Genomic DNA, 21,857 nt, shown 5'->3' with positions numbered 1-21,857 from the left:
AATTACACGGCACAATCATTGTACGTTTTACTTAAAATAAAGTACAATGAAAGCAATCTGGAACGGCGCCATTGGCTTTGGATTAGTCAATATTCCTGTCAAAATCTACTCTGCTACCGAAACCACCAAACTGGATTTGGATATGCTTGATAAGTCTGATTTTTCGAATATCAGATTTAAAAGAGTGAACGAAAATACAGGCAAGGAAGTGAAATGGGAAAATATTGTAAAAGGATATCTCATGGACGACAAATACATTATTCTGGATGAAGAAGATTATGAAGCTGCAAGTCCTGAAAAATCCAAAATCCTTTCCATCGATCAGTTTGTAAAAGAAATTGAAGTAGATTCTGTTTATTTTGAAAATCCGTACTATCTCGAACCTCAGAAAAATGGTGAAAATGCTTATCGCCTTTTGCTGAAAGCTTTAGCAAAAACAGAAATGGTAGGAGTAGGAACATTTGTTCTGCGCGAAAGTGAAGCCATCGGAATGATCCGCCCTTATAACAATGAAGTGTTGGTTTTAAACCGATTGAGATTCGCACAGGAAATCAGGGATTACGGAGATCTTAAAATTCCGGCGGCGAAAGCTCCGAAACCTGCTGAATTAAAAATGGCGGTGAACCTCATCGAACAGCTTTCACAGGAATTTGATCCTGAAATGTACAAAGACACCTATTCTGAAGCTTTAATGAAGATCATTAAACAGAAAGCGAAAGGTAAAAACATCAAAACGAAAAAAGCGGAACCTGCAAAAGAAGGAAAAGTAATTGATCTGATGGCGCAGCTAAAAGCCAGTTTACAGAATACCAAATCTAAAAACGCATCATAATGGCTCTGAAAGATTACAACCAAAAGCGGAAATTCGACGAAACCAGCGAACCGAAAGGAAAAACAAAAAAGAGCAAAGAGCAGCTTATTTTTGTGATTCAGCGGCACGCTGCATCACGACTGCATTATGATTTCCGTCTTGAAATGGATGGCTTGCTGAAAAGCTGGGCAGTTCCGAAAGGTCCGTCATTAGATCCTAAAGACAAGCGTCTTGCCATGATGGTGGAAGATCATCCCTACGATTACAAAGACTTTGAAGGAAATATTCCGGAAGGAAATTACGGAGCCGGACAGGTTGAAATCTGGGACAGCGGAACGTATGAACCTCTCGACAACCATTCCAAACTTTCTGACGAAAAAGAGCTACTAAAAGAGCTTCACGCCGGATCTTTGAAATTTATCCTTCACGGAAAAAAGCTGAAAGGCGAATTTGCTTTGGTAAAAATGAAAAATACGGAAGAAAATTCATGGCTCTTAATCAAACATAAAGATGAATTTGCGGAAAGTGATTATGATGCAGAAGAAAATACCGCAAAAAATTCTCAGGTCACAAAATTTTTAGAGGAAAAAAAAAGCCTCAAAAGCAGCAAAAAAAAGTCATAACCTCAGAAATAAAGCCCAAATTCAAAAGATACAATTCTTTAGTTGACGAAAAGAAAATTGAAAACTTTATCAAACCCATGCTGGCAAAACCTCATGATGAGGCTTTTGATGATGAAGACTGGATATTTGAAATCAAATGGGACGGTTATCGCGCTGTTGCCGATTTAAGTACCGATCAACCTCTCTTCTACTCCCGAAACGGAATTTCTTTCCTTTCAAAATTTGAAAAAATATCACGGGATTTTGAAAATCAGATTCATCATATGATTCTTGACGGTGAAATTGTTGCTTACGATGAAAACGGACAACCTAATTTCCAATGGCTTCAGCAGATCGGGGACAATCCGGATCTGGCTCTCACCTATCAGGTTTTTGATATTTTATGGCTGAATGGCCATTCTACGGAAGAACTGCCGTTGATTCAGCGGAAAGAACTCTTAAAAGAGGCTCTCATCGAAACCGACGTCATCAAATACTGTGATCACGTTCTGGAAAAAGGAATCGCATTTTTCAGTCAGATGAAAAAGATGAAGCTTGAAGGGATGATCGCTAAAAAAGCCAACAGCATTTATGTAGAAAATCATCGGAGTTCCGACTGGCTGAAAATCAAATTTACCAATACTGAAGAAGCCATTATTTGTGGATTTACAGAACCTCGTGGTTCAAGAGAAGGTTTCGGAGCTTTGATTTTAGGAAAATATATTGATGGAAAACTTACCTACAGCGGACATACAGGAACAGGATTTAACCGTGAACTGATTCAGGAAATTCTTCAGAAACTAGAAAAAATTACTGTCGCAAAATCACCTTTCGAGATCAAACCTAAAACCAATATGCCTGTAACATGGACAAAACCTGAACTGGTGTGCGAAATAAAATATTCAGAAATTACGAAAGACGGAATTTTTCGCCACCCTGTTTTTGTGGCATTGAGAGAAGATAAAGAACCTGAAGAGGTTAGAAATTCTTCTGAAGAAACAGAAACTATTTCCCAATCAAAAACAACGACAATGGCAATCCAAAAAAAAATAAAATCGTCTGAAAACGAGCAAGAAATTACCCTAAACCGACACAAAGTAAAACTGACCAATCAGGACAAAATCTATTTTCCGAAAGATGGTATTACAAAAGGCGATGTCATTGAATATTACCAGTCGGTTGCAGACTATATTTTACCCCATCTTAAAAACCATCCGCTTTCGCTAAACCGCTTTCCGAACGGAATTGAAGAGCAGAATTTTTATCAGAAAGATGCAGGTGACAGTATTCCGGACTGGGTTAAAACAACGAAGGTTTACTCGGAATCGAATGATAAAGACATTGATTATATTTACTGTAATGACAAAGCTACTTTAGCTTATTTAAACAATTTAGGCTGTATCGATATGAATCCGTGGAATTCTTCACTTCCTGATCTCGATCATCCTGATTTCCTCGTGTTAGATCTCGATCCTTCGAAAAAGAATACGTTTGATGAGGTTATTGAAACAGCTTTGCAGGTAAATGAAGTTTTAGAATCTGTAAAAATCGACGGATACTGCAAAACTTCCGGAAGCACGGGAATTCATATCTACATTCCGATGGGCGGAAAATACGATTTTGATCAGGTAAAAGATTTTGCGCATCTTTTAATGAAACAAGTCAATGAAAAATTGCCGAAACTCACGACACTGGAAAGAAGCTTACAAAAACGTGACAACAAGAAAATCTACCTTGATTATCTTCAAAACAGAACCGGACAGACTTTAGCAAGTGCTTACAGTTTGCGGCCAAAAGAAGGAGCTTCCGTTTCGATGCCTCTGGAATGGAAAGAGCTAAAAAAAGGGTTAAAACCTACAGATTTTAATATTCATAATGCGTTGGAAAGAATTAAAGAAAAGGGAGATTTGTTTAAACCTGTTCTGGGAAAGGGAATTGATATGATGGAGGCGCTGGAATTGTTGGGAGATGCTGAATGAAATTAATGCTTTAAATTTTCAATCATTTTTAAGCAAAAATCGATGCTATTTTCATCTCTTAAATGATTGATGAGTAGGTATAAATTGTTAACAATATCATCAACAGATAAAATTAAATCATCGTTAAAAAATTTTCTCTGCATTAAGTACATTTCCAAATTAATATAAATATATCTCAGATATTCAACATTATTAATTTTTGAAAAACACTCGCAGAAAACGTAGGATGAATCATATTTTCCTTTTAATATAAATTGTGTAAAATCTAAAAAATCTGCAACAAAATATAATTGATGATCTTCCCATTTAAAAACTTCTTCTATAAAATCATCATGCTGTTTTGCTGTAAAATGATCTAAAATATTTTTAAGGTACGGAAAATGATCATATTCAAAACTTTCCGAACTGTCACAAGAGCTTATATTGTCAATATAAGTTTTAATTTCTAATAACTGATCATTCATAGTATGAGTTAAGGAAGTTTCGCCACCAGACTTTCAGGCAGCATTTTCAAAATCAGATAAATGATTTTCCATTTAAAATTCGGAACAATGGTGAAAGAATTTCCTGCGTTTACGATATGTTTTGCTACATAATCAGGCTCCATCATTAACGATTCATTCAATTGTAAACCTTCATTGATTTTTGTACGGATGTAGCCAATTACCAAAGCATTAACTTTTATATTTCTTGAAGCCAATTCCTGTCTTAAGCCAGCTAAATACGTAGTAAAAGCAGCTTTTGTACTGCCGTAAACAAAATTGCTTTTTCTCCCGCGAACTCCCGAAAGTGAAGATAACCCAATAATTCTTTCGAGATTTTTATTGTTTTTATCCGTTGCAATAATATTCAGAATAGAAACGGCTCCCGTATAATTGACCAACATCATTTGCTGAGCTCCTTTGAAGTCAATTAAAGCGGTTTCATTATCCACTAAAAAACCTGCTGCATACACCACAATATGAGGTTTTACAGGAAGTTCATCATAAAATTTCTGGTGAGAATCAAAATCAACAGCATCGAAAGATAAAACCTTCACTTTGGAATTCAGATTATGTTCTGAAACAAATTGTTCTAAAGATTTTGTATTTCTGGAAGCGGCAATTACGGAAAATCCTTTTTCGACGTATTGTTTCGCTGCCTGTTTTGCAACATCGGAATTCGCGCCTAAAATGAGAACGGTTTTGTTTGTGTTTTGATTCATGGGGCAAAGATAACTTAAACCACAAATAACACAAATATTTTCAATAATGGCACAAAGATTTACCGCTATTTTTGTCATTTCGACGTTAGGAGAAATCTATTTTTTAAACCATTAAGATTTAGTTGAGGAGTTAAGATTATTAAGGTAAAAGCTTCGCTTTTAATTTTCAGATTTTTTTTAAACACTAATTGCACAAATGTTTTTTCACGAATAAACACAATTGCTAAATGCTCTCCTGTCATTTCGACGGAGGAGAAATCTATTTTTTAACCGTTAAGATTTAGTTGAGGAGTTAAGATTATTAAGGCTGGAGCTTCGCTTTTGATTTTTTCAGAGTTTTTTTAAACACGAATTTCACAAATGTTTTTTCACGAATAAACACAATTGCTAAATGCTCTCCTGTCATTTCGACGAAGGAGAAATCTAATTTTTACCATTAAGATTTTAGTTGAGTAGTTAAGATGATTGAAGTAGATTCTTCTCTCCGCTTCGCTGCGGTCAGAATGACAATCCTACGTTAAAAATAATTGTAGGTTAAATTTCTACGAAGGATAACCTTTCCGGATATTAAAATCGAAAAGTATTCATATAAAAAAGTTTCGGCGGGGTGAGTTTTGCTCACCCGCCGAAACGAAATATTTTAAAAACTGAAAAATTATTTTTTCTCAGTTTCGATTTCTTTTTTGTCTTCTGCTTTATCAGAAGTCTTGGATTTATCTCCAAAACGCGCTTCCGTAAATTCTCTGGAAACGGCTGCTTTTTCGAATTTCAGCTTTCCGGATAATGTTTCGATAACGAAACCATCGTCCTGAACCTGAGCAATTCTTCCATGAAGTCCGGAAGTAAGAACCACTCTTGTTCCCACTTTAAGAGTTTCCTGGAAGTTCTTCTCCTGCTTCTGCTTTCTCATCTGAGGTCTGATCATCAGGAAGTAGAAACCTACCACCATCACCCCCATCATGATCATCATCATTCCTCCGCCGCCTTGTGGCTGTGCCTGTAAAAATATGGATAACATGTTCATGATCTTATGGTTGAATATTAGCAGTGAAATTGATTCGGATCGGTGCTTTTTCTACGTTTGCAAAAACATCTGCAAATTTGTTAACATTTCCGTCGAAGTTTGTAGAATCGAAATGCAAAGTAATTTTTCCTTTTTTACCCGGCATAATTGGGTCTTTAGTAAAATCAGGAGCTGTACATCCGCATCCGGGCTTTACTTCAGAGATAACCAAAGGATTTGTTCCGGTATTGGTAATTTCGTAAACGTGCTCTACTTTATCACCTTTTTTAATTTTTCCGAAATCAAAATTGTTTTCAGAAAGTGCAACCGTAGTGAGTGGCTGATTGGAAGCCGGAGCCGCAGTTGTTTCTCCTGAAACCGGAGCTACAGCAGCAGAGTCTCCCGTTGCTGCAGGCGTTGAAGCAGCAGTTTCAGTTCCTGTAACTTCTTTATTTTCTTTTTTGCAGGAAACGAATCCAAAGCCTATGACAGACAAAGCAATGATGGATAATGTCTTTTTCATGAAGATAATTTATATTCTGTTTAAATCTTTACAATATTTATCTAAAATTCCGTTAATGAAAATATTGGAACGGTCTGTTGCGAAAACTTTTGCGATCTCGATATATTCATTAATGATTACTCTTGAAGGGGTAAAAGGAAAATTGTCCAGCTCCGCCATTGCTGTTGATAAGATCACTTTATCCATTAGAGAAACTCTTTCAAGATCCCAGTTTTCCAGTCTTTCTTCCAGTTTCTTTTCGTTGTTTTCCCAACTGTCCAAAGTATTTCTAAGAAGTTTCATTGCGAACGTTTTATCTTCTTCGTCTTTAATCATTTTAATTAAAGTTCTGCTTTCTTCATCTTCTTTCAGGAAACCGATGGTTTTCTGCACCATTGAATTCGCGATGTGGATATCATCATACCATGAAAGTTCTTTATCACCAAGATAATCATGAAAATCATCGTTTTCAGCAATGTATCTTAAGAATAATTTCCCGATAAACTTCTGATCTTCCTCAAAAGAATATCCTTCTTCTTTCATAAAATCCTGATAACGCTTTCCGGCAGACATTCTCTGGAAAGTTTTTACCAAAAGATCATCATGCAGATCCCATTTCAATTGTTTGTGCTGTCCTGTGAAAAATAATCTCTCAGGATTTTCTTCCAATTTAATTAAAACTTGATTGTTGATGAATTTTTGGTTAGGATTAATGTCAGCATCGGTTTTGATGTATTTGTTTTTACCGATCTCAATCTGATTTTCTGCCAGTTCTTTAAGGGCAACCAAAAAGTTTAACTGATAGATGTAGAGATAATAGATTTTCTCTATTCCGGCAAACATATTTTTCTCTAATACATCAAACTTTACAGGATTCTGGTAATAAGAATACACAGTCTGTACTACTTTTTCACGGATTTGTCGTCTTCCTAACATTCAAAGAGCTTTTTTATGGGTGCAAAGATACGAAATTTAAAATTTATGAAATTCGTAGTCTGAGGTGATTTTTGTAATTTTGTGAAACTTTATGAAAGCGCTAAAAACATTAAACCCCTATTTCTGGAAGCACAAAATATTGTTGTTCTGGGGAGTATTATTCATCATTGCAAGTAATTTTTTCAATATATATAAGGTACAGTATGTAGGAAAATCTGTAGACGAGCTTACGAAAAACGGAAATTTAGGCTTCAACAGACAGGTTTTAGTGTATGTTGCGATTATTGTCGGCTGTTCTTTACTCACCGGATTTTTTACTTTCATGATGCGGCAGACGATTATTGTGGCTTCAAGAAGAATAGAATATGAACTTAAAAATAAAATCTACAGACATTATCAGGATTTATCTCTAACAGATTATAAACAAACCACGATCGGAGATTTAATGAACCGTTTAAGTGAAGATGTGGTTGCAGTAAGGATGTATCTTGGTCCGGGCGTGATGTATGTTGCCAATTTAATTGTTCTTGTGGTAATCACAGCAATTTATATGCTTACTACGGATGTCTCGATGACACTCTGGACTTTGCTTCCCCTTCCGATTTTATCCTTTGCTATTTACAAGGTAAGCTCAATAATCAATCAGAAATCGAAGATCATGCAGAAAAGCCAGTCGGCGATTTCCACTTTTGTACAGGATAGTTTTTCGGGAATCCGTGTGGTGAAATTTTTTGCAAAGGAAAATTATATCAAAAAAAATTATGGTACGAAGGTAACCGACTATCAGAACAAAGCACTGGATCTGGCAAAAACGGAAGCCTATTTCTTTACGATTATTTTATTTGTTATCGGTTTGCTGAATGTTGCCATTATCTGGATCGGCGGACAGAAATACATTGCCGGAGAATTAAGCATCGGTAAAATTGCCGACTTTTTCATGTACATCAATACGCTTATTTTTCCTTTCTCAATGGTTGGCTGGGTTACCTCCGTGAATCAGAGAGCAGAAGCTTCCATGCAGAGAATTAACGAATTCATGGATAAAAAATCTGAAATCGTTAATAAGAACTTCGACAATTATGAAATTAAAGGCGATATTGAGTTCCGAAATGTTTCTTATGTTTATCCGAATACGGGAATCAGAGCTTTGGATAATTTAAGTTTTACTCTAAAAGCCGGAGAATCTTTGGCGATCATGGGAAAAACAGGAAGTGGAAAATCTACGATTGCCTTGCTTCTCTGCCGTTTGATTGATCCTACGGAAGGTGAAATTTTAATTGACGGTAAAAATTTAAAGGAACATAATTTAGAAAACTACAGAAATGTCATCGGATATATTCCTCAGGAAAGTTATCTTTTTTCAGATTCTATTGAAAACAACATCGGTTTTGCGATCGACAGACCTTCTCACGAAAAAGTGGTGGAATACGCTAAAATTGCTGATGTCGACAAAAATATCATTGAGTTTAAGGAACAGTATCAAACCATGGTTGGAGAGCGTGGCGTTATGCTTTCCGGAGGTCAGAAACAGCGAATCTGTATTGCCAGAGCGTTGATTAAAGATCCGAACATTATTATTTTTGACGATTCCCTGTCTGCTCTGGACACTGAAACAGAACAGAACATTCTTGAAAATATAGACCGAAAAATCCGTAATGCAACTTCTATAATCATCACACACAGAGAGTCTAGCGCACAGAGAGCCGACAAAATCCTCAACTTAACCGAAATTAACAATTCCGTAACAGCATAGCAGAATCGTTCACAAATGTTAAATAAATCATAAAAAAAATTTTGTGATTAAAAGAAAACTTTTATATTTGTTCTTAACAAGATTAAAAAATATCTAACAATGAGTGAATACAAGGAACGCCATGAAAATGAAATTTTCACGAAGGTGTTAAAAGCAGGGAGAAGAACTTATTTCTTTGATGTGCGCGAGACGAAAGCAGGAGATTATTATCTTACGATTACCGAAAGCAAAAAGAATTTCGGAGAGAATGGAGAAGCTACATTCGAGAAGCATAAAATTTACCTTTACAAGGAAGATTTTAAGAGTTTTCAGGAGATGTTTAATGAGTCCACAGATTTCATCATTAACGAGAAGGGTGAGGATGTAATATCAGAAAAACACGACAAAGACTTCAAAAGCAGATCTTACACTATCGATTCTGACGACGAAGTTTAAAAAAGAATAATTCTAAAAACACAAGCATCTGAAAAAGGATGCTTTTTTTGTGCCTGTATTTCATCTGAGCAGAGCATATTTTTCTTTTTCCTGAGGAAAATAAATTATCAAAAATCTAAAATCCGCCACACAAATAGCTGTGAGACGGGTTCTTATATTACATGCACGAATTACAAATCCGCGCTATCGGGGTGTGTGGAATATATGCCTAAATGTAAGTCTCCCCGAACGTTGGACAGAATTATACCCTCATTTTGTTTTGTAAAACTATAAAATATTTCATTCTGTTGTTGGTGTTGTAAAACTTTGTTGAAAAGGAGAAAACTCGATGTTGGAATCTTGCGTTGGCGAGTTTTCCTTTTTCAACAAATACTGCATTGGGGATAGATTTCCTAAACTTTCATGAGGCCTTTCGTTATTGTAATGTTCCAGCCATTCTGCTGTGATTTCACGGACTTCAATTAGGTTACTAAAGATCCTTGCATCCAGAACCTCTGTTCTATAACTTCTGTTAAACCTTTCAATAAAAGCGTTTTGAACAGGTTTTCCGGGTTGGATGTATCTGATTTCAATTCTGTGCTTGTGACACCAGTTCGTGAAAGTAGAACTAGTAAACTCGGGACCATTATCAGTTCGAATTGCTTTTGGCTTTCCTCTCTCTTTTACAATCCACTCTAATAGATCGGTCATGTGCATAGCCCCAATGGAAAGTCCGATCTCAATCCAAATGGCTTCCCTGTTGTAATCATCAATAATATTAAAGGTTCGGAATCTTCTCGAATTGAATAACGCATCACTCATAAAATCCATACTCCAAACTTCATTGTAATGACTCGGAACTTCCAGATTTTGACGTTCTCTTGAAGCGAGTCTTCTTCTGCGTTTTCTCAAAAGATTCAGTCCCAATTTTTTGTAAACCCTATAAACTTTCTTGTGATTCCATCCAAATCCCTGATTCCGGAGACTATGAAACAGCTTCTTAAATCCATAGCTGGGATGTTTCTCGGAAAGCTGGTTCAGGCAATCAATGACCTTCGTATCATCTTTTCTTTTGAGATGATAGTAATAGCTGCTTCGCTCCAAATCCAAAGATTTACATGCCTGCCTGATGTTCATCGGATATTCTGAAACCAGATAAGCAACCACTTCCCGTTTTTTGGCAGGCTTCACCACTTTTTTGAGAGTACGTCTTTCAGTGCTTCATATTCCAAACTAAGGTTGGCAAACATCTTCTTCAAGCGATTGTTCTCAGATTCCAGTTCCTTGATTTTCTGTAGTTCTTTTGTAGAAGTTATCCCTCCAAATTTCTTTTTCCAATCGTGCAAAGTTTGGTAGTGGAAACCGTATTTTCGAGATAATTCTTTTGCGGTCTGTCCTGATTCATACTCTTTCAAAATTGCCAATATTTGGCTGTCTGTAAATTTGCTCGTTCTCATAGCCTAAAATTAATTGTTTTTTCTCGTTAATCTTAGCGTTATAAATTGTCCAGTTTTTTGGGAGACTTACAATTGAAATCAAAATGTTATCGAAATTTTAAGGAATGATTATTTAAAGGAAGGTGTATCACAACTAAACGATGTGGGTTGAGAATCGCTTAAACGAAAACCCTTCTCGTATAGGTATACAGGAAAATTTCATAAAAAAGGCCGTTTTCACGAGTTGTGAGACGGCCTCTTTCTATTACAGGCACGGATTACAAATCCGCGCTATCGGGTGCTATCGGGGGATGCCACCTATTTATGTATCTTTATTTTTTCAGAAAATTTTTCAGGTAGTATCATTTTTTCCTTAATAAAATTATGTTGCTTATAATTCTCTTGTGAAAGCCAAACTGAACTATTTCCATAATCAGAATTAAAGAACCATACATTTTTTTTTTCGTCAATAAAAATGCTCCAAAAAGAATTTTTGTTAAAGCATTCATTGATATTACCATCAATATAAATAATGTTTTCTTTTCTTTTCTTTAATGAAAATGTATAACAACCATTATCAATATTAGATAATTTTAAAGTGTTTCCATTAAAGTAATAAATTCCGGGAACAGTAATAAATTCTTCTTCTGTAATAACAGAACTTTTCATAGTATCAGAACAAGAGAAAAAGAAAATAAAAACTACTAATATGATCTTTTTATAATCGAGATCTATTACGACCTCTACTTGTTTCAACATTTCTATTATCATATGTTTTATATTTGGTTCCCTTTAAATTTGTTCTTTCCGAGCCTTTAAGTTTGACACTTTGGCTCCAAATAATTCTAATTTTATAATCGGTAGGATCAGCAGTAGGTAAAGATTTAGCTGCTTCTGCATAAGGCATATCACCTTGTGTAGTATTTGGATCAATAGTATCTTTCCATTCTAATGTGTAATTGAAACTATATGTATCCGTTTTCTTGTCATATTCTCCTTTTACATTTAGAATACTAAAATTACTAGTTCCATGCAACATTTCATACCCTGTCAAATATCCATTGTCTATTTCGAAAGGAAAAGTATCTACTTTAAAATCTTGATATTTACTACTTTTACTTCTTTCCATCATTAGTATATGTCCTAAAGATTCATCTATTAACATATCATTAACAATGTCACTTGCTCTCATGTAATCGCTCCATTTTTTATCATGCATATAGGTTAAGTCTCCATTGACTTTTTGTAATCCATTAACCCAATAGTAAAACATTTCATAGCCACGTGCATCAAAAGGAAAATTATAAAACGTTCCGTTTCCTGCACTTTTTATAAAAGTATTCCAATACCATAGTTTAAGTTTTTGATATTTGGTAGGAGGGTCTCCCGGCTCCATTCCATTTGGATCAATAAATTTAATAGGATTACTAAAGGTATATTCGTAAGGCGAACGACCTGGGAATTTCTCCGCTAGCGGATCTACATTCAACCAAAGAGAAATCCTAGGATTGTAATATCTCACGCCATAATAGTAATATCCTGTTTCAGAATCCATTTCCTTCCCATTAAACTTGTACTGGCTGTTTAAGTCATCTTTATAATGGTTTTCTACAAAGATTTCTCCACTTGGGAAATACTCCATATTCTGGGTTACTTCGCCATCTAATCCGGTAATGAAAGAACTGCTGCCCAAATGATCGGGATGGAACCAATAGATTTCCTTCTCCTCAACATTGCTTGCATACGAAGATACGCAATTTCCGGTATATCCTCCATTTTGCCCATAATTGATCGGCGGGGTAAGGTTATTGGTCTGCATAATCACCAGATTGCTTTGGGTAGCCGTCTGCAAGATCTGGTTAGAAACATTCACAGGATTAATCGGCGGCGTTGTTCCTCCAAACGGAATAATAAGCCACGCACAGTCAAATGCGCCTACGCTTCCGCTGTTTCCGTTTTTAGACTGTATTCTCTGGCTTCCTGCATAATAATGCTTGGTGTAGCTTGGCTCCTGTAACATTCCATTCTGCAAATCGTAGGTAAGATTAAGCGTAATGAGTCCGCTTGGATATATCGCCGCTTTATGAATGGTTTCGCCACTTACTTCTATATGCTCGCTATTGTATTTTCCTATTTTTCCTTTAAACAGAACATCTTTTATAATACGCTCTCCTCCTGCATCATAGGTATAAATTGCCGCACCATCTGCTTCCGGTGTTGTAGGATTGGTATCTACAAATCGTAAACGGTTTTCTTCGTCCCACAGATACACTGCTTTTTCTTCCTGATTGGTACACGTCTGCTGCAGGATCTTCGTAGGGTTTCCTTTAGGATCATATTGATAATCCTGGAATTTTACTCCCGGATCGTCCGGATTACAGCATGTAGCATTCGGGACAACATTCGGTTCATCTATAATTCTGGATGGCGCATGCGGATGCGAAGGATCCTGATATTTATAGTTCAGACGGTAGGAAGTCGGTTCAACAGTAGCCCAGTTGTTAGAAGTAGTACCTTCTACCCACTCATGCTTTTGCGTTTTGCTCATGATATTATGCATATTATCATACGTCATCCCTACGGTGAAACGGTGTCTCTCTTCTTTAGGAACGTAAATAATATTACCCTGAGAATCATAAGTTTCCTTCATTTTAATCCCTCTCCAGTTCCCTGATGAAGACGTAAGACGGTACAGATCATCATATCCATAGGCATAGTTGGTTCCTCCTCCTAATAATCCCTGTACCACAGGCGCGTTATTGTGTACCTGCATTACATTCGATACCACATCATACTGGTAAGTATTCTGCATAAAGTATCTGTTGCTGTTTTTAGCATACATTTTAAGCAGTCTTCTGCGGTTGGTTTCGTATTCATAGGTCGTTTCCGTACCATTTCCATACTGAAGATAGACTCTCTGCTCAAATTTATCATACCCCAGATTCTTTATAATGTCTCTGCTGAAACCATCTTTTACAGAGTTCATCTTGAAAAGATTACCTGCCTTATTATAGGTGTATTTCACTTCTTCTCCATCCGGATACGTGATTTTTTTCACACGGTTCCATGTATCATATTCCCATGAAGTTCCAAACCAATATACTCCAGCGTCTGGAACGGCAACAGAACGGCGTTGGTAAGTAAGTTCGCCCAATCTTCCGTATTTCAGATACTGCGTTCCTGTAGCATCTGTCTGATACCAAAGTCTTCCCACCGCATTATTATCCATTGCAGATGCATCCATTGCAGCTCCATAATAATATTTAACATTATTTTCAGGATACACAGGATAGTTTACTTCTTTCAGCCTTGTATAATCATACTTGTAATTAACAATTTCATTGGCAGCATTGGTTTTTGAATTCATATTTCCTGCCGGATCATACTTATAAGTGGTAATGCCACTATCAGGATGCTTGTATGAAATTCTTCTTCCTAAATCGTCATATTGTGAGGTCGTGATATTTCCTGCCACGTCTTCCACCTGAAGGATCTGTCCGATCGCATCATGAGTGAATTTTGTTTTAATATCTCCGGTGTTCGAAACTTCCCAGACAGAAGTTGTTCTGCCTTTGATGTCTGTATAAGACTTTTTAATGCTTCCCAGTTCATCCTTAAAGGTGGTTGCAAACATCTGTCTTCCCTGTACATCATCAGCAAAGCCATATTCTATGGTTGAGAACAGGTTTTCTCCCGGTAGTTTCGTATACACTACTCTGTCCAATACATCATACTGATTAATTGTTGGCTCAGTAGTGTCCACAGAAGCATTGTACAAGGTGTTTCCACTTCCTAGGTTTTCTGTTGTAGGATAGTATGTTTTTAACGCTCTTCCGAAAGCATCTGATTCTACTTTTCCGGCAACAATATATTTAACTCCATCATTATAAATATCACCCGTTTTCTTCACCTGAATGGCTTCACCAAAACCGTCCGCAATGGTGATGGTATTAATGGAACTGTTGGTATATTCCGGATCATAATGCTTGGTTACTGCGTAAGATTGCGCATTGGTAGCATTAAGCGGAGCATTGGTAATAGGGTTGTATTCAAACTTTATTGTCCAAGGTATGTTGTTGAACATTTCATACGGTCCTGTAATTTCGGTAGTTCTTGCTTTTGCATCATACACATATTTCATTGGCTGCAAATTCATGTCTTCCGTAAGCGTAGGTACACCGAAACGGAAATCGTACTGCGTTTTGCTGGTGTATCCAAATGCGTCCTGAACTTTTACAGGATAGGTCTTCACATTGTCATCATAGGTATACTGATGGAAGAATCTCTGGTTTACGCTGTTTGTAGGCCCTCTAGATTTCGTAATGTTTCCGTACACATCATATTCAAAATCATATACAGAGTAATCTACACCTTGATTCTTGATGACAATTTTATTCAGATCTCCTGTTAAAGAATTGTATTCTGCTCTTTTTTCTCTAACAACACCTGTTGCTGTATTTTTTACTGTTTTAGGAGCAATGACATATTTCCCAGGAGCAACTTCTTCGTAAGTAACTTTAGATATGATCCCATCCGATCCTAACACCTGTGTTGATCCACTGATATCGAAATCCCCAAAATCGGAAACTAATTTGATATTTCCCCATTGATCATATTCATCTATTATTGTTTTTGTTGATTTTTTTGCAACCCCTGTTCCTTCATAAAATTTAGAATCTGTATTCTTAAGCGCAACAAAGCAAGCATAATCCGTATGATTCTTTTCAGATTCTTTTTCCAGATTTAATAGGGTGTTTAATGTATTTGGACTATGAATTTTTCTCAGTTCATAAGTATTATTTTTTTCAGTCCAAATTTTCCCAGAAGCATCTAATAATTTTTCATTAAGCAATGCTCCTTTTAAATAGTAGTTTTTATTATTGAACGTTTGCTCTGTTTTTCTGTAAATTACATTTGAGGAAACTCCTCCTTGTTTTGTGTCAATCTGATTAACCGTAACTTTTTCAAAACCATAGAAAGTACGTTCTCTTCTGCTGTGATAAGGATTTGCATACTGAATGGTAACTTTTGAAACATCAGGGCTGAATGCATTATCTCCGGTAAATCCATCATTGGTCGTTACTGTTTTTAATACATATTTGCTTTGTGGCATATCGTACGTATTCCCAACTCTCTCATATTCCACTTCCCAGCTTCCTCCAGATGGAGTGGTTACTTTGCGTAGGAGGTTGGTGGTGCCGATTTGGTTAAGTTGTACCGTGACAGAGTTTGTATCGTCCGATGTTACAAAATCTGGATAGCCGTCTCCGTTTACATCTTTAAAAGTAGAATTTGATTTCGTTGCTGAAAAACCTTTTGAAACTCCTGCAGTAATATTCAATTTTAGTCCTGTTGTAAAAGCGGGAGCAAAAGGAATTGGTATTAAAACTGTTCCAGCCACATTTCCTCCGACATTAACAGATTTATCTTTATGCAAATCTGTTGCGCTTAAAGCAGATACATTAGGTAATGATGCTGAAGAAATTCCGTTTCCTGTGTTCAAATAAATAGTTGGTAAAGAACCACTATAAATAATTTTGTCAGGTAAACCGTCTCCGTTGATATCAATTAATTCTTTGGATGTCGTACTTGTAGTGGATGAATAACTCAAACCAAAATCAAAACTACCCCTGAATAGAGAAATCCCTGCTCCTAGCCCTGCCCCAGTACTCTCTCCTTCGGAAACGAAATTATTGCCCCAAGAATCATTTCCTGCGAATTGCTTTCCTATATTTAGCTGAAAATTTCCATCACTATATTTGTCTGGTAATCCATCTCCATTAATGTCTAAAAATGTTTGCTTTGTAAATTCTGTAGACTGTTCAATATTTCCACTGATCGATAGTTTCGTAGCTGCTTTTCTACTTTCGCTTTCGCTATTAACAAGACTTTCATTGAATGCATTTTTATCTTTATTTCCACTTTTTGGCTGTATAAACGCCATTCTTGTCGAGTTTCCATGAACGAAAGAAAAACCAGAACTTAAACCAGAGTTAGAGGCTCTGGACAATGATTGACTTCCCACATTTAATGGATCTGTATTAGATAAAAATCCTAATGGGAAAGTTGTTTTAATGTTTGTCTTATTAAAATCGTCAGGAAATCCATCTCCATTGTAATCTAAAACATTACGTATGGATTTTCCTTCGGAAAAGATAGTTCCCGATGCATTTACGCTTGCATTTCCACCACTTACTCCACCTGCTACACTTACACTTTGATTCCTTAAAATAATAGAAGGAGCTGAGAGTTGTGAGCCTATGGTCTGACTTAAAGAATAATTATTGAAGTTACTATCTATATTATGAACTCCTGCTCTAGATGCAATTATTAAATTTTGATTAATGTATATTGATGGATCTACATCTGACCACCTTCCTTTATCCACATTATTTATATTGGACGTTAAGGTCAGAAAATAGTTCTTTGATAAAGAAGCATTATTATCATTTATAGTTACATTTCCATTATTGTCAATAGTCGGATTATTAACCGTTGGATTGGTTCCTGGATCTTGCGAGTATACTTGGCTTAATGCTAATCTTGTCTCGTCTACTTTCATTTCTGTAATACTACCTCCATTAGCATAGTTTCCTGCAAGTGTATAATTTTCTGTAATGTTACTACCATTGGCCTGATTATTACCATTTAGAACAAATCCGCCCCAACCTCTGTATAATAATCCAAATCTATTATCATATTGATTGGAAGCTAATGCTATCGATGGATTTTCAGGTGTAAATATTGGTCTATGAGCAACAATAGGATTAGACGTAATAATTGTTTGGCTTGTTCCAACATTATTAATACTGATTCTTGCTCTTCCCCCATTAAAAACATTCAGTTCATATGAGTACGTTCCTTGAGCTATTGGTGTTGAAACTAAAGAACTCTGAGAAGAATCTGCAAATAAATTAGCAACAATATTTCCTTGATCATCATATACAGTCAATTCTGCAGTAGAAGCACTATTGGGATCTGGAGACGAAAAGGCCATAACATTAAGAGTCAGCGTATTATTGGCCAAAGGGGAACCTACATATATAGATCCTGTTTTATTAACTAAAGTCTGAATGGTAGATGTTCCTGGGTTATCTATGTAATTCCCTATATAACTTGCTAGTGTAGTACTAAGATTTGGTAATGCTGCGGCAAAATCTTTTTTAGAGTTAATGGTATGTTCAATATAAATTATTTTTCCTACATCAACCTGTTTTACTTCATAAGGGGATGTATAGATGGTACTATTAACATAACTGTTTCCTACTTTTTTTCTAGCAACAACGGTTTTTGAAAGTAATTTATTTACAAATTTTAAAGATGATGTTATGCTTCCCTCATAATTAAAACTACTTGTAGGAAAATTATTAATTTTAGCATACAATTTCTTTCCTACATCTGTAGATTGTATTGTATAAAAGTATTGATCTCCTCTATCGTTATACATTGTGTACTCCACCTGTACATAATACTTATCACCAGTCTGACTTTCAGTAAATTCAGGAATTACTTTAAATCGTGTCCAGTCAATTTGTGTATCAGTCAAAACTCTTACAGACACCTTATCATTTGGATTCAACTGAATAGGAGATGAATTAATGTTTCCATTATATATATCCTCCGAAGCAATATTATACTCAGGCTGATCAATATCATTAATTGTCCAAATTACCTTTGCATTATCGGATAATGGAACACTTTTATTAAGTGAAATATTTAATGTCCCTGCATTTCCCGCGTAAAATACACTATTGTTAGAACTTACGAAATCTTCTTGAGCTCTATATACAGATAAGTTTCTATTATCACTGTCCACGGCTGGATTATTGAGAACAGAGTAGGTAATCTCTGGATTCCAACTGACCTGATCTAAAGTGCCATCATATTTTGAAGATATTCTAAAGTATAATTTCTCTCCTTTGGCTATATTTATTACTTGATCTGCAAAAGAATGAGAAGTGTAATCTCCAGCATTAATATTCTGTACTATTGGATCATTATTTTTATACTGGAAAGAAACAGCAACCCCATCTGCATTACCACAATCTTCATCTGGACTACAAGACAGCTGATTTAAACTAAATGTATTTTTTACTGTAACAATACCCGTATTTGGAGCTACCCATATTCTTACAATATCATGCAACGGATTTTGTTCTAACATTTTCTTCTTATCTGCCTTATCTTCATTATCAAACAATGAAGAAGACGTTTGTACATTAGAAGCTGTAATGTTTATAGGATAAGGAGTTTCAGTACTATCTAAGTTAAATGTTGGAACAAATTTTTGAATTATCGAATCATAAACCAATCTGTTAAAATATACTTTGCCATCTTTTACAAAATCTACCAACCCGTCACTATTAAAATCCATAAAATATGACGTAGTAGTAGATGTACTGTTAGAATAATCGAATCCAATACTTCCTCCTCCAAAGTTCCCATTAATACCTACACCCCATGCAGAACTTTTAGATTTTCCAACTTCTGTTAAGCCTGCAACTTTTATTATTGAATCAAATTTTTGAGTCCCTATGCTTGTTAATGAAATATTTTTAGAATAATATATTATTCCATTATTCAAATACACCCTATCTGGCAAATTATCCCCATCAATATCTATAACGCTTATTTTACTATCTGACAATGAATTAGACACCGATCCATGCGCTCCAAAAGTCCCTTGTCTAAATGAAAATAATCCCTGATCTCCCACTGGGTTTCCTGCCATATTGTAAAAGCCAATATTTACCCCAAAGCTATATCCTGTAGATTTGGAATAATTTCCAGATAACATAGAATAGCCCTGAATGAAATCTCCAGAAGATAATAGCCCTGAAAAACTCGCATTATCTGGTGCTATCCATGGTTGTGGAGATCCAAATAATGTTGCAGGAGCCTTATCATATTCAATTTTATTGGTATAGAATATCACATCTGAAGCATCTTTTTCTGTGATACTCTCTAATAAAGATTTTTTGAAAGACGAGTCGTCATTTCGATAGGTAAATCCATAACTTCTAATCTTCTCACTTCCGTATTTTACTTCTATTGAAGAAAGTCTTTTGGATTCTATCTGCAAAAATCCTAAGCGTCCATTTATTTGTACATCCTCCCTTCCAGAAACTGTATTAAAAGTCACTTTATAGTTTTTGGGAGGATTTTGTATATCATGCAACGTATAGTTAATTTCTGAAATATGCATTTCTTGTCCTCCATTTCCAGGATTCCCTCCGTAAATAGATTTATCATACGTGTACACTACATAATTTCCATTGGTATCTATGGTTTTATACAATGCCCAATGTCCTATGTTGCCGCTAGTATCTTTTAAATAATATTGTTCTGGATTATTGGCTGTTCCATCATTTCCAAAAATGCTTCTCGTTCCGTCTTTAGATATAACCTCCCACCAATATTCTTTAGGAGAACTTCCATGACGGATAATCTTGTTGTATCCTCCCTCTATTCTTGGATAAAACCTAGTATAATCTTGTACAACGCCATTTTCTATTTCAAAAATACCATTCCTATTTTTTTTAAAACCTTCTGCTCTATTCGGAAGAACATAAGTATTTGTTGTCACATCTTTAAAGGTAAGCTGTTCTCCTCCTAAAGTATAAATTTCTGATTCAAAAGTAGGATCATAAGTAGGAACTCCCCATCGTGTATCAATGGAAATCGATGGAATAGAAAGATCCCAACCTAATCCTAACCAGCCATTTCCGCCTTCGCTGCTGTAATTCACTGAAAGTGAAGGCTGCATTCCGCCTCTTCCTGCTGGTAACTTAATTGGAAAACTTGTATTAACAGTTCCCATATTGTTCGCAGTAGGTGGTGCAATAGAAACTATTCCTTCTGTTGGATTAGCAGCTTTAATGTTTTTTATGGAATTAGGAGCATAACTTCCTGTTTCCGGAGATTCGGGAACTTTAATGATTCCGTTTACCATATCCGTAAAATGGGTTGTTTTAGATACAATAACATTGCTACTTTTTTGAAGAGAATCTCTTTCGGCTTTCTCTAAAGGAATCCATTTTTTCTGAGTAAGATCAAAATAAAAGGTTTTGATATCCTGTTCGGTATATCCTGCCGGTATTTTAGATTTATCATATCCAATGGATACTTTTGCCGGCACCGAAAAATTCTCTCCGTGAGGTAAAAATCTATATCCGAAATGATCTGCCGTTACATTTATCATTTCAGGAGTAAGAGCAGGCATATCAATGTCTCTGAGAGCAGTAATGGAATATACTGCAGTATTTTTCACAGAACTTCCTTCTATTTTTAAGGTAGCTGAATTTAAACTTAATTCTTCTGTCTGGCTTTGAGCATTTATATATTTAGAATTGGTTTGACCCAAATATGAATTTGCAAATTCTGAAGGAGTACTCTTTTTATCCGAAACAACTATACGAAGATTTCTGATTTTGTAGCTGTAATCGGAAGAATTAGGAATTGTAAATACAATAATATTTTTGCCTTCTTTAACAACAGTTGTTTTTACCGGCTCTGTTTGGTGTGTCCAAAATGTTGTTTTTTCCACGTTCTGACCTCCTACAGCCAATTCATCATTGATAACTTTGCTTACCTGCTTATAATCTTTTAATCCATAAAGATCATATTCCAAGCTATATTGTTTATCAGATCTGATTTTTTCATTTACTGTAACACTAAATATGTTATCATATATCTGATCTATCGGATGTTCGGAATCTTTTCCTATAATTCCTTCTTTTATATCAGAAATATACAATCCTGATACCGGCTGATTAATAAAAGCCTTTTGCCCGCTAATCAACGTTTTATTTCCATTTCCTGATCGATTAAGGATATCTTCAGAATCAATATTTTTCTCATTTGGATAAGAAATAGTATTTTCTAAAGTCTTATCGGTTGCTGAAGTTTTTTCAGTATTCTTCAAAAAGCTGCCGTCATTTTGAACAACAGTTGAATAATGAAAATCTGCACCCGGTAAAGTTTCTTTGGGCTTATTTAAGTACGCTGTATTTGCGTAAGCATGAAGCTGTGTCCATGAAGTAAGAAAAACCAGAACTTTTACAATTTTAGGATTTTCTCTTAATCTACTTAATATCGAATTTCTCATTTGTGTATATGCTTTTCTACTACAAAATGATTACCTGTAAACTGTTGAAAGAATTTCAGGCAATTAGTTTTTGTTTAATTCCTTTTTTATCTATAAGAGATTGTTTATTA

Annotated in this window: 13 protein-coding genes; 5 read left to right on the top strand and 8 right to left on the bottom strand. The window is 35.5% G+C overall.

The genetic code is table 11. From position 1 onward, the window contains the following. The first annotated feature begins 46 nt into the window (after nucleotides 1–46). The 3 genes from ku (at nucleotide 47) to ligD (ending at nucleotide 3,392) form a co-directional block, all read left to right on the top strand. Nucleotides 47–832, top strand: a complete 786-nt coding sequence (gene ku / locus WFK35_RS00130; RefSeq protein WP_336730782.1) for a non-homologous end joining protein Ku — start codon at nucleotides 47–49, stop codon at nucleotides 830–832. Next, the gene (locus WFK35_RS00125) at nucleotides 832–1,434 is read left to right on the top strand and encodes a DNA polymerase ligase N-terminal domain-containing protein (RefSeq protein ID WP_336730781.1); all 603 of its coding nucleotides are present in this window, start codon (nucleotides 832–834) and stop codon (nucleotides 1,432–1,434) included. Before ku ends, WFK35_RS00125 begins: the two co-directional genes overlap by 1 nt. Nucleotides 1,435–1,511: 77 nt before the next feature. Continuing rightward, entirely contained in the window at nucleotides 1,512–3,392 is a 1,881-nt protein-coding gene (ligD, locus tag WFK35_RS00120; RefSeq protein ID WP_336730780.1) for a DNA ligase D, read from the top strand. A gap of 2 nt (nucleotides 3,393–3,394) precedes the next feature. On the opposite strand, the gene WFK35_RS00115 is transcribed toward ligD, so the two are convergent. The 5 genes from WFK35_RS00115 to nusB all read right to left on the bottom strand — a co-directional run bounded on the left by WFK35_RS00115 (nucleotide 3,395) and on the right by nusB (nucleotide 7,037). Beyond that, nucleotides 3,395–3,856: a hypothetical protein gene (locus WFK35_RS00115; RefSeq protein ID WP_336730779.1), complete on the bottom strand. Its 462-nt coding sequence runs from the start codon at nucleotides 3,854–3,856 to the stop codon at nucleotides 3,395–3,397. 8 nt (nucleotides 3,857–3,864) lie between these two features. Then, entirely contained in the window at nucleotides 3,865–4,596 is a 732-nt protein-coding gene (locus WFK35_RS00110) for an SDR family NAD(P)-dependent oxidoreductase (RefSeq protein ID WP_336730778.1), read from the bottom strand. A 655-nt stretch (nucleotides 4,597–5,251) separates the two neighbouring features. After that, nucleotides 5,252–5,614 carry a preprotein translocase subunit YajC gene (yajC, locus tag WFK35_RS00105; RefSeq protein ID WP_214591145.1) on the bottom strand — a complete coding sequence of 121 codons (363 nt, stop codon included), beginning with the start codon at nucleotides 5,612–5,614 and terminating at the stop codon, nucleotides 5,252–5,254. Between the two features lie 10 nt (nucleotides 5,615–5,624). Continuing rightward, a complete protein-coding gene (locus WFK35_RS00100; protein ID WP_336730777.1) occupies nucleotides 5,625–6,122 on the bottom strand; it encodes a DUF1573 domain-containing protein in 498 nt (165 codons plus the stop codon). A 9-nt stretch (nucleotides 6,123–6,131) separates the two neighbouring features. Beyond that, nucleotides 6,132–7,037 (bottom strand): transcription antitermination factor NusB, encoded by a 906-nt coding sequence (nusB, locus tag WFK35_RS00095; protein WP_302718328.1) that lies wholly within the window; start codon nucleotides 7,035–7,037, stop codon nucleotides 6,132–6,134. 91 nt (nucleotides 7,038–7,128) lie between these two features. Between nusB and WFK35_RS00090 the strand changes: the two genes are divergently transcribed. Continuing rightward, nucleotides 7,129–8,790: an ABC transporter ATP-binding protein gene (locus tag WFK35_RS00090; protein WP_336730774.1), complete on the top strand. Its 1,662-nt coding sequence runs from the start codon at nucleotides 7,129–7,131 to the stop codon at nucleotides 8,788–8,790. Between the two features lie 99 nt (nucleotides 8,791–8,889). Next, the gene (locus tag WFK35_RS00085; protein ID WP_002976288.1) at nucleotides 8,890–9,225 is read left to right on the top strand and encodes a DUF3276 family protein; all 336 of its coding nucleotides are present in this window, start codon (nucleotides 8,890–8,892) and stop codon (nucleotides 9,223–9,225) included. Nucleotides 9,226–9,504: 279 nt separating this feature from the next. On the opposite strand, the gene WFK35_RS00080 is transcribed toward WFK35_RS00085, so the two are convergent. The 3 genes from WFK35_RS00080 to WFK35_RS00070 all read right to left on the bottom strand — a co-directional run bounded on the left by WFK35_RS00080 (nucleotide 9,505) and on the right by WFK35_RS00070 (nucleotide 21,747). Then, nucleotides 9,505–10,661 (bottom strand): IS3 family transposase gene (locus WFK35_RS00080; protein WP_336730773.1). Its coding sequence is split into 2 segments (ribosomal slippage): nucleotides 9,505–10,406 and nucleotides 10,406–10,661, totalling 1,158 coding nucleotides; the frame shifts between segments, so codons are not numbered across the junction. 297 nt (nucleotides 10,662–10,958) lie between these two features. After that, complete coding sequence (locus WFK35_RS00075; RefSeq protein ID WP_336730771.1) at nucleotides 10,959–11,309, bottom strand: hypothetical protein; 351 nt, start codon at nucleotides 11,307–11,309, stop codon at nucleotides 10,959–10,961. A gap of 49 nt (nucleotides 11,310–11,358) precedes the next feature. Continuing rightward, nucleotides 11,359–21,747 (bottom strand): SpvB/TcaC N-terminal domain-containing protein, encoded by a 10,389-nt coding sequence (locus tag WFK35_RS00070; protein ID WP_336730770.1) that lies wholly within the window; start codon nucleotides 21,745–21,747, stop codon nucleotides 11,359–11,361. Between the last annotated feature and the right edge of the window lie 110 nt (nucleotides 21,748–21,857).

This window comes from Chryseobacterium sp. VD8 (assembly GCF_037149975.1).
In the GTDB taxonomy this organism is placed as follows: domain Bacteria; phylum Bacteroidota; class Bacteroidia; order Flavobacteriales; family Weeksellaceae; genus Chryseobacterium; species Chryseobacterium indicum.
Note: the sequence above shows the minus strand (reverse complement) of the source record. Positions and strands in the feature narration are given on the sequence as shown.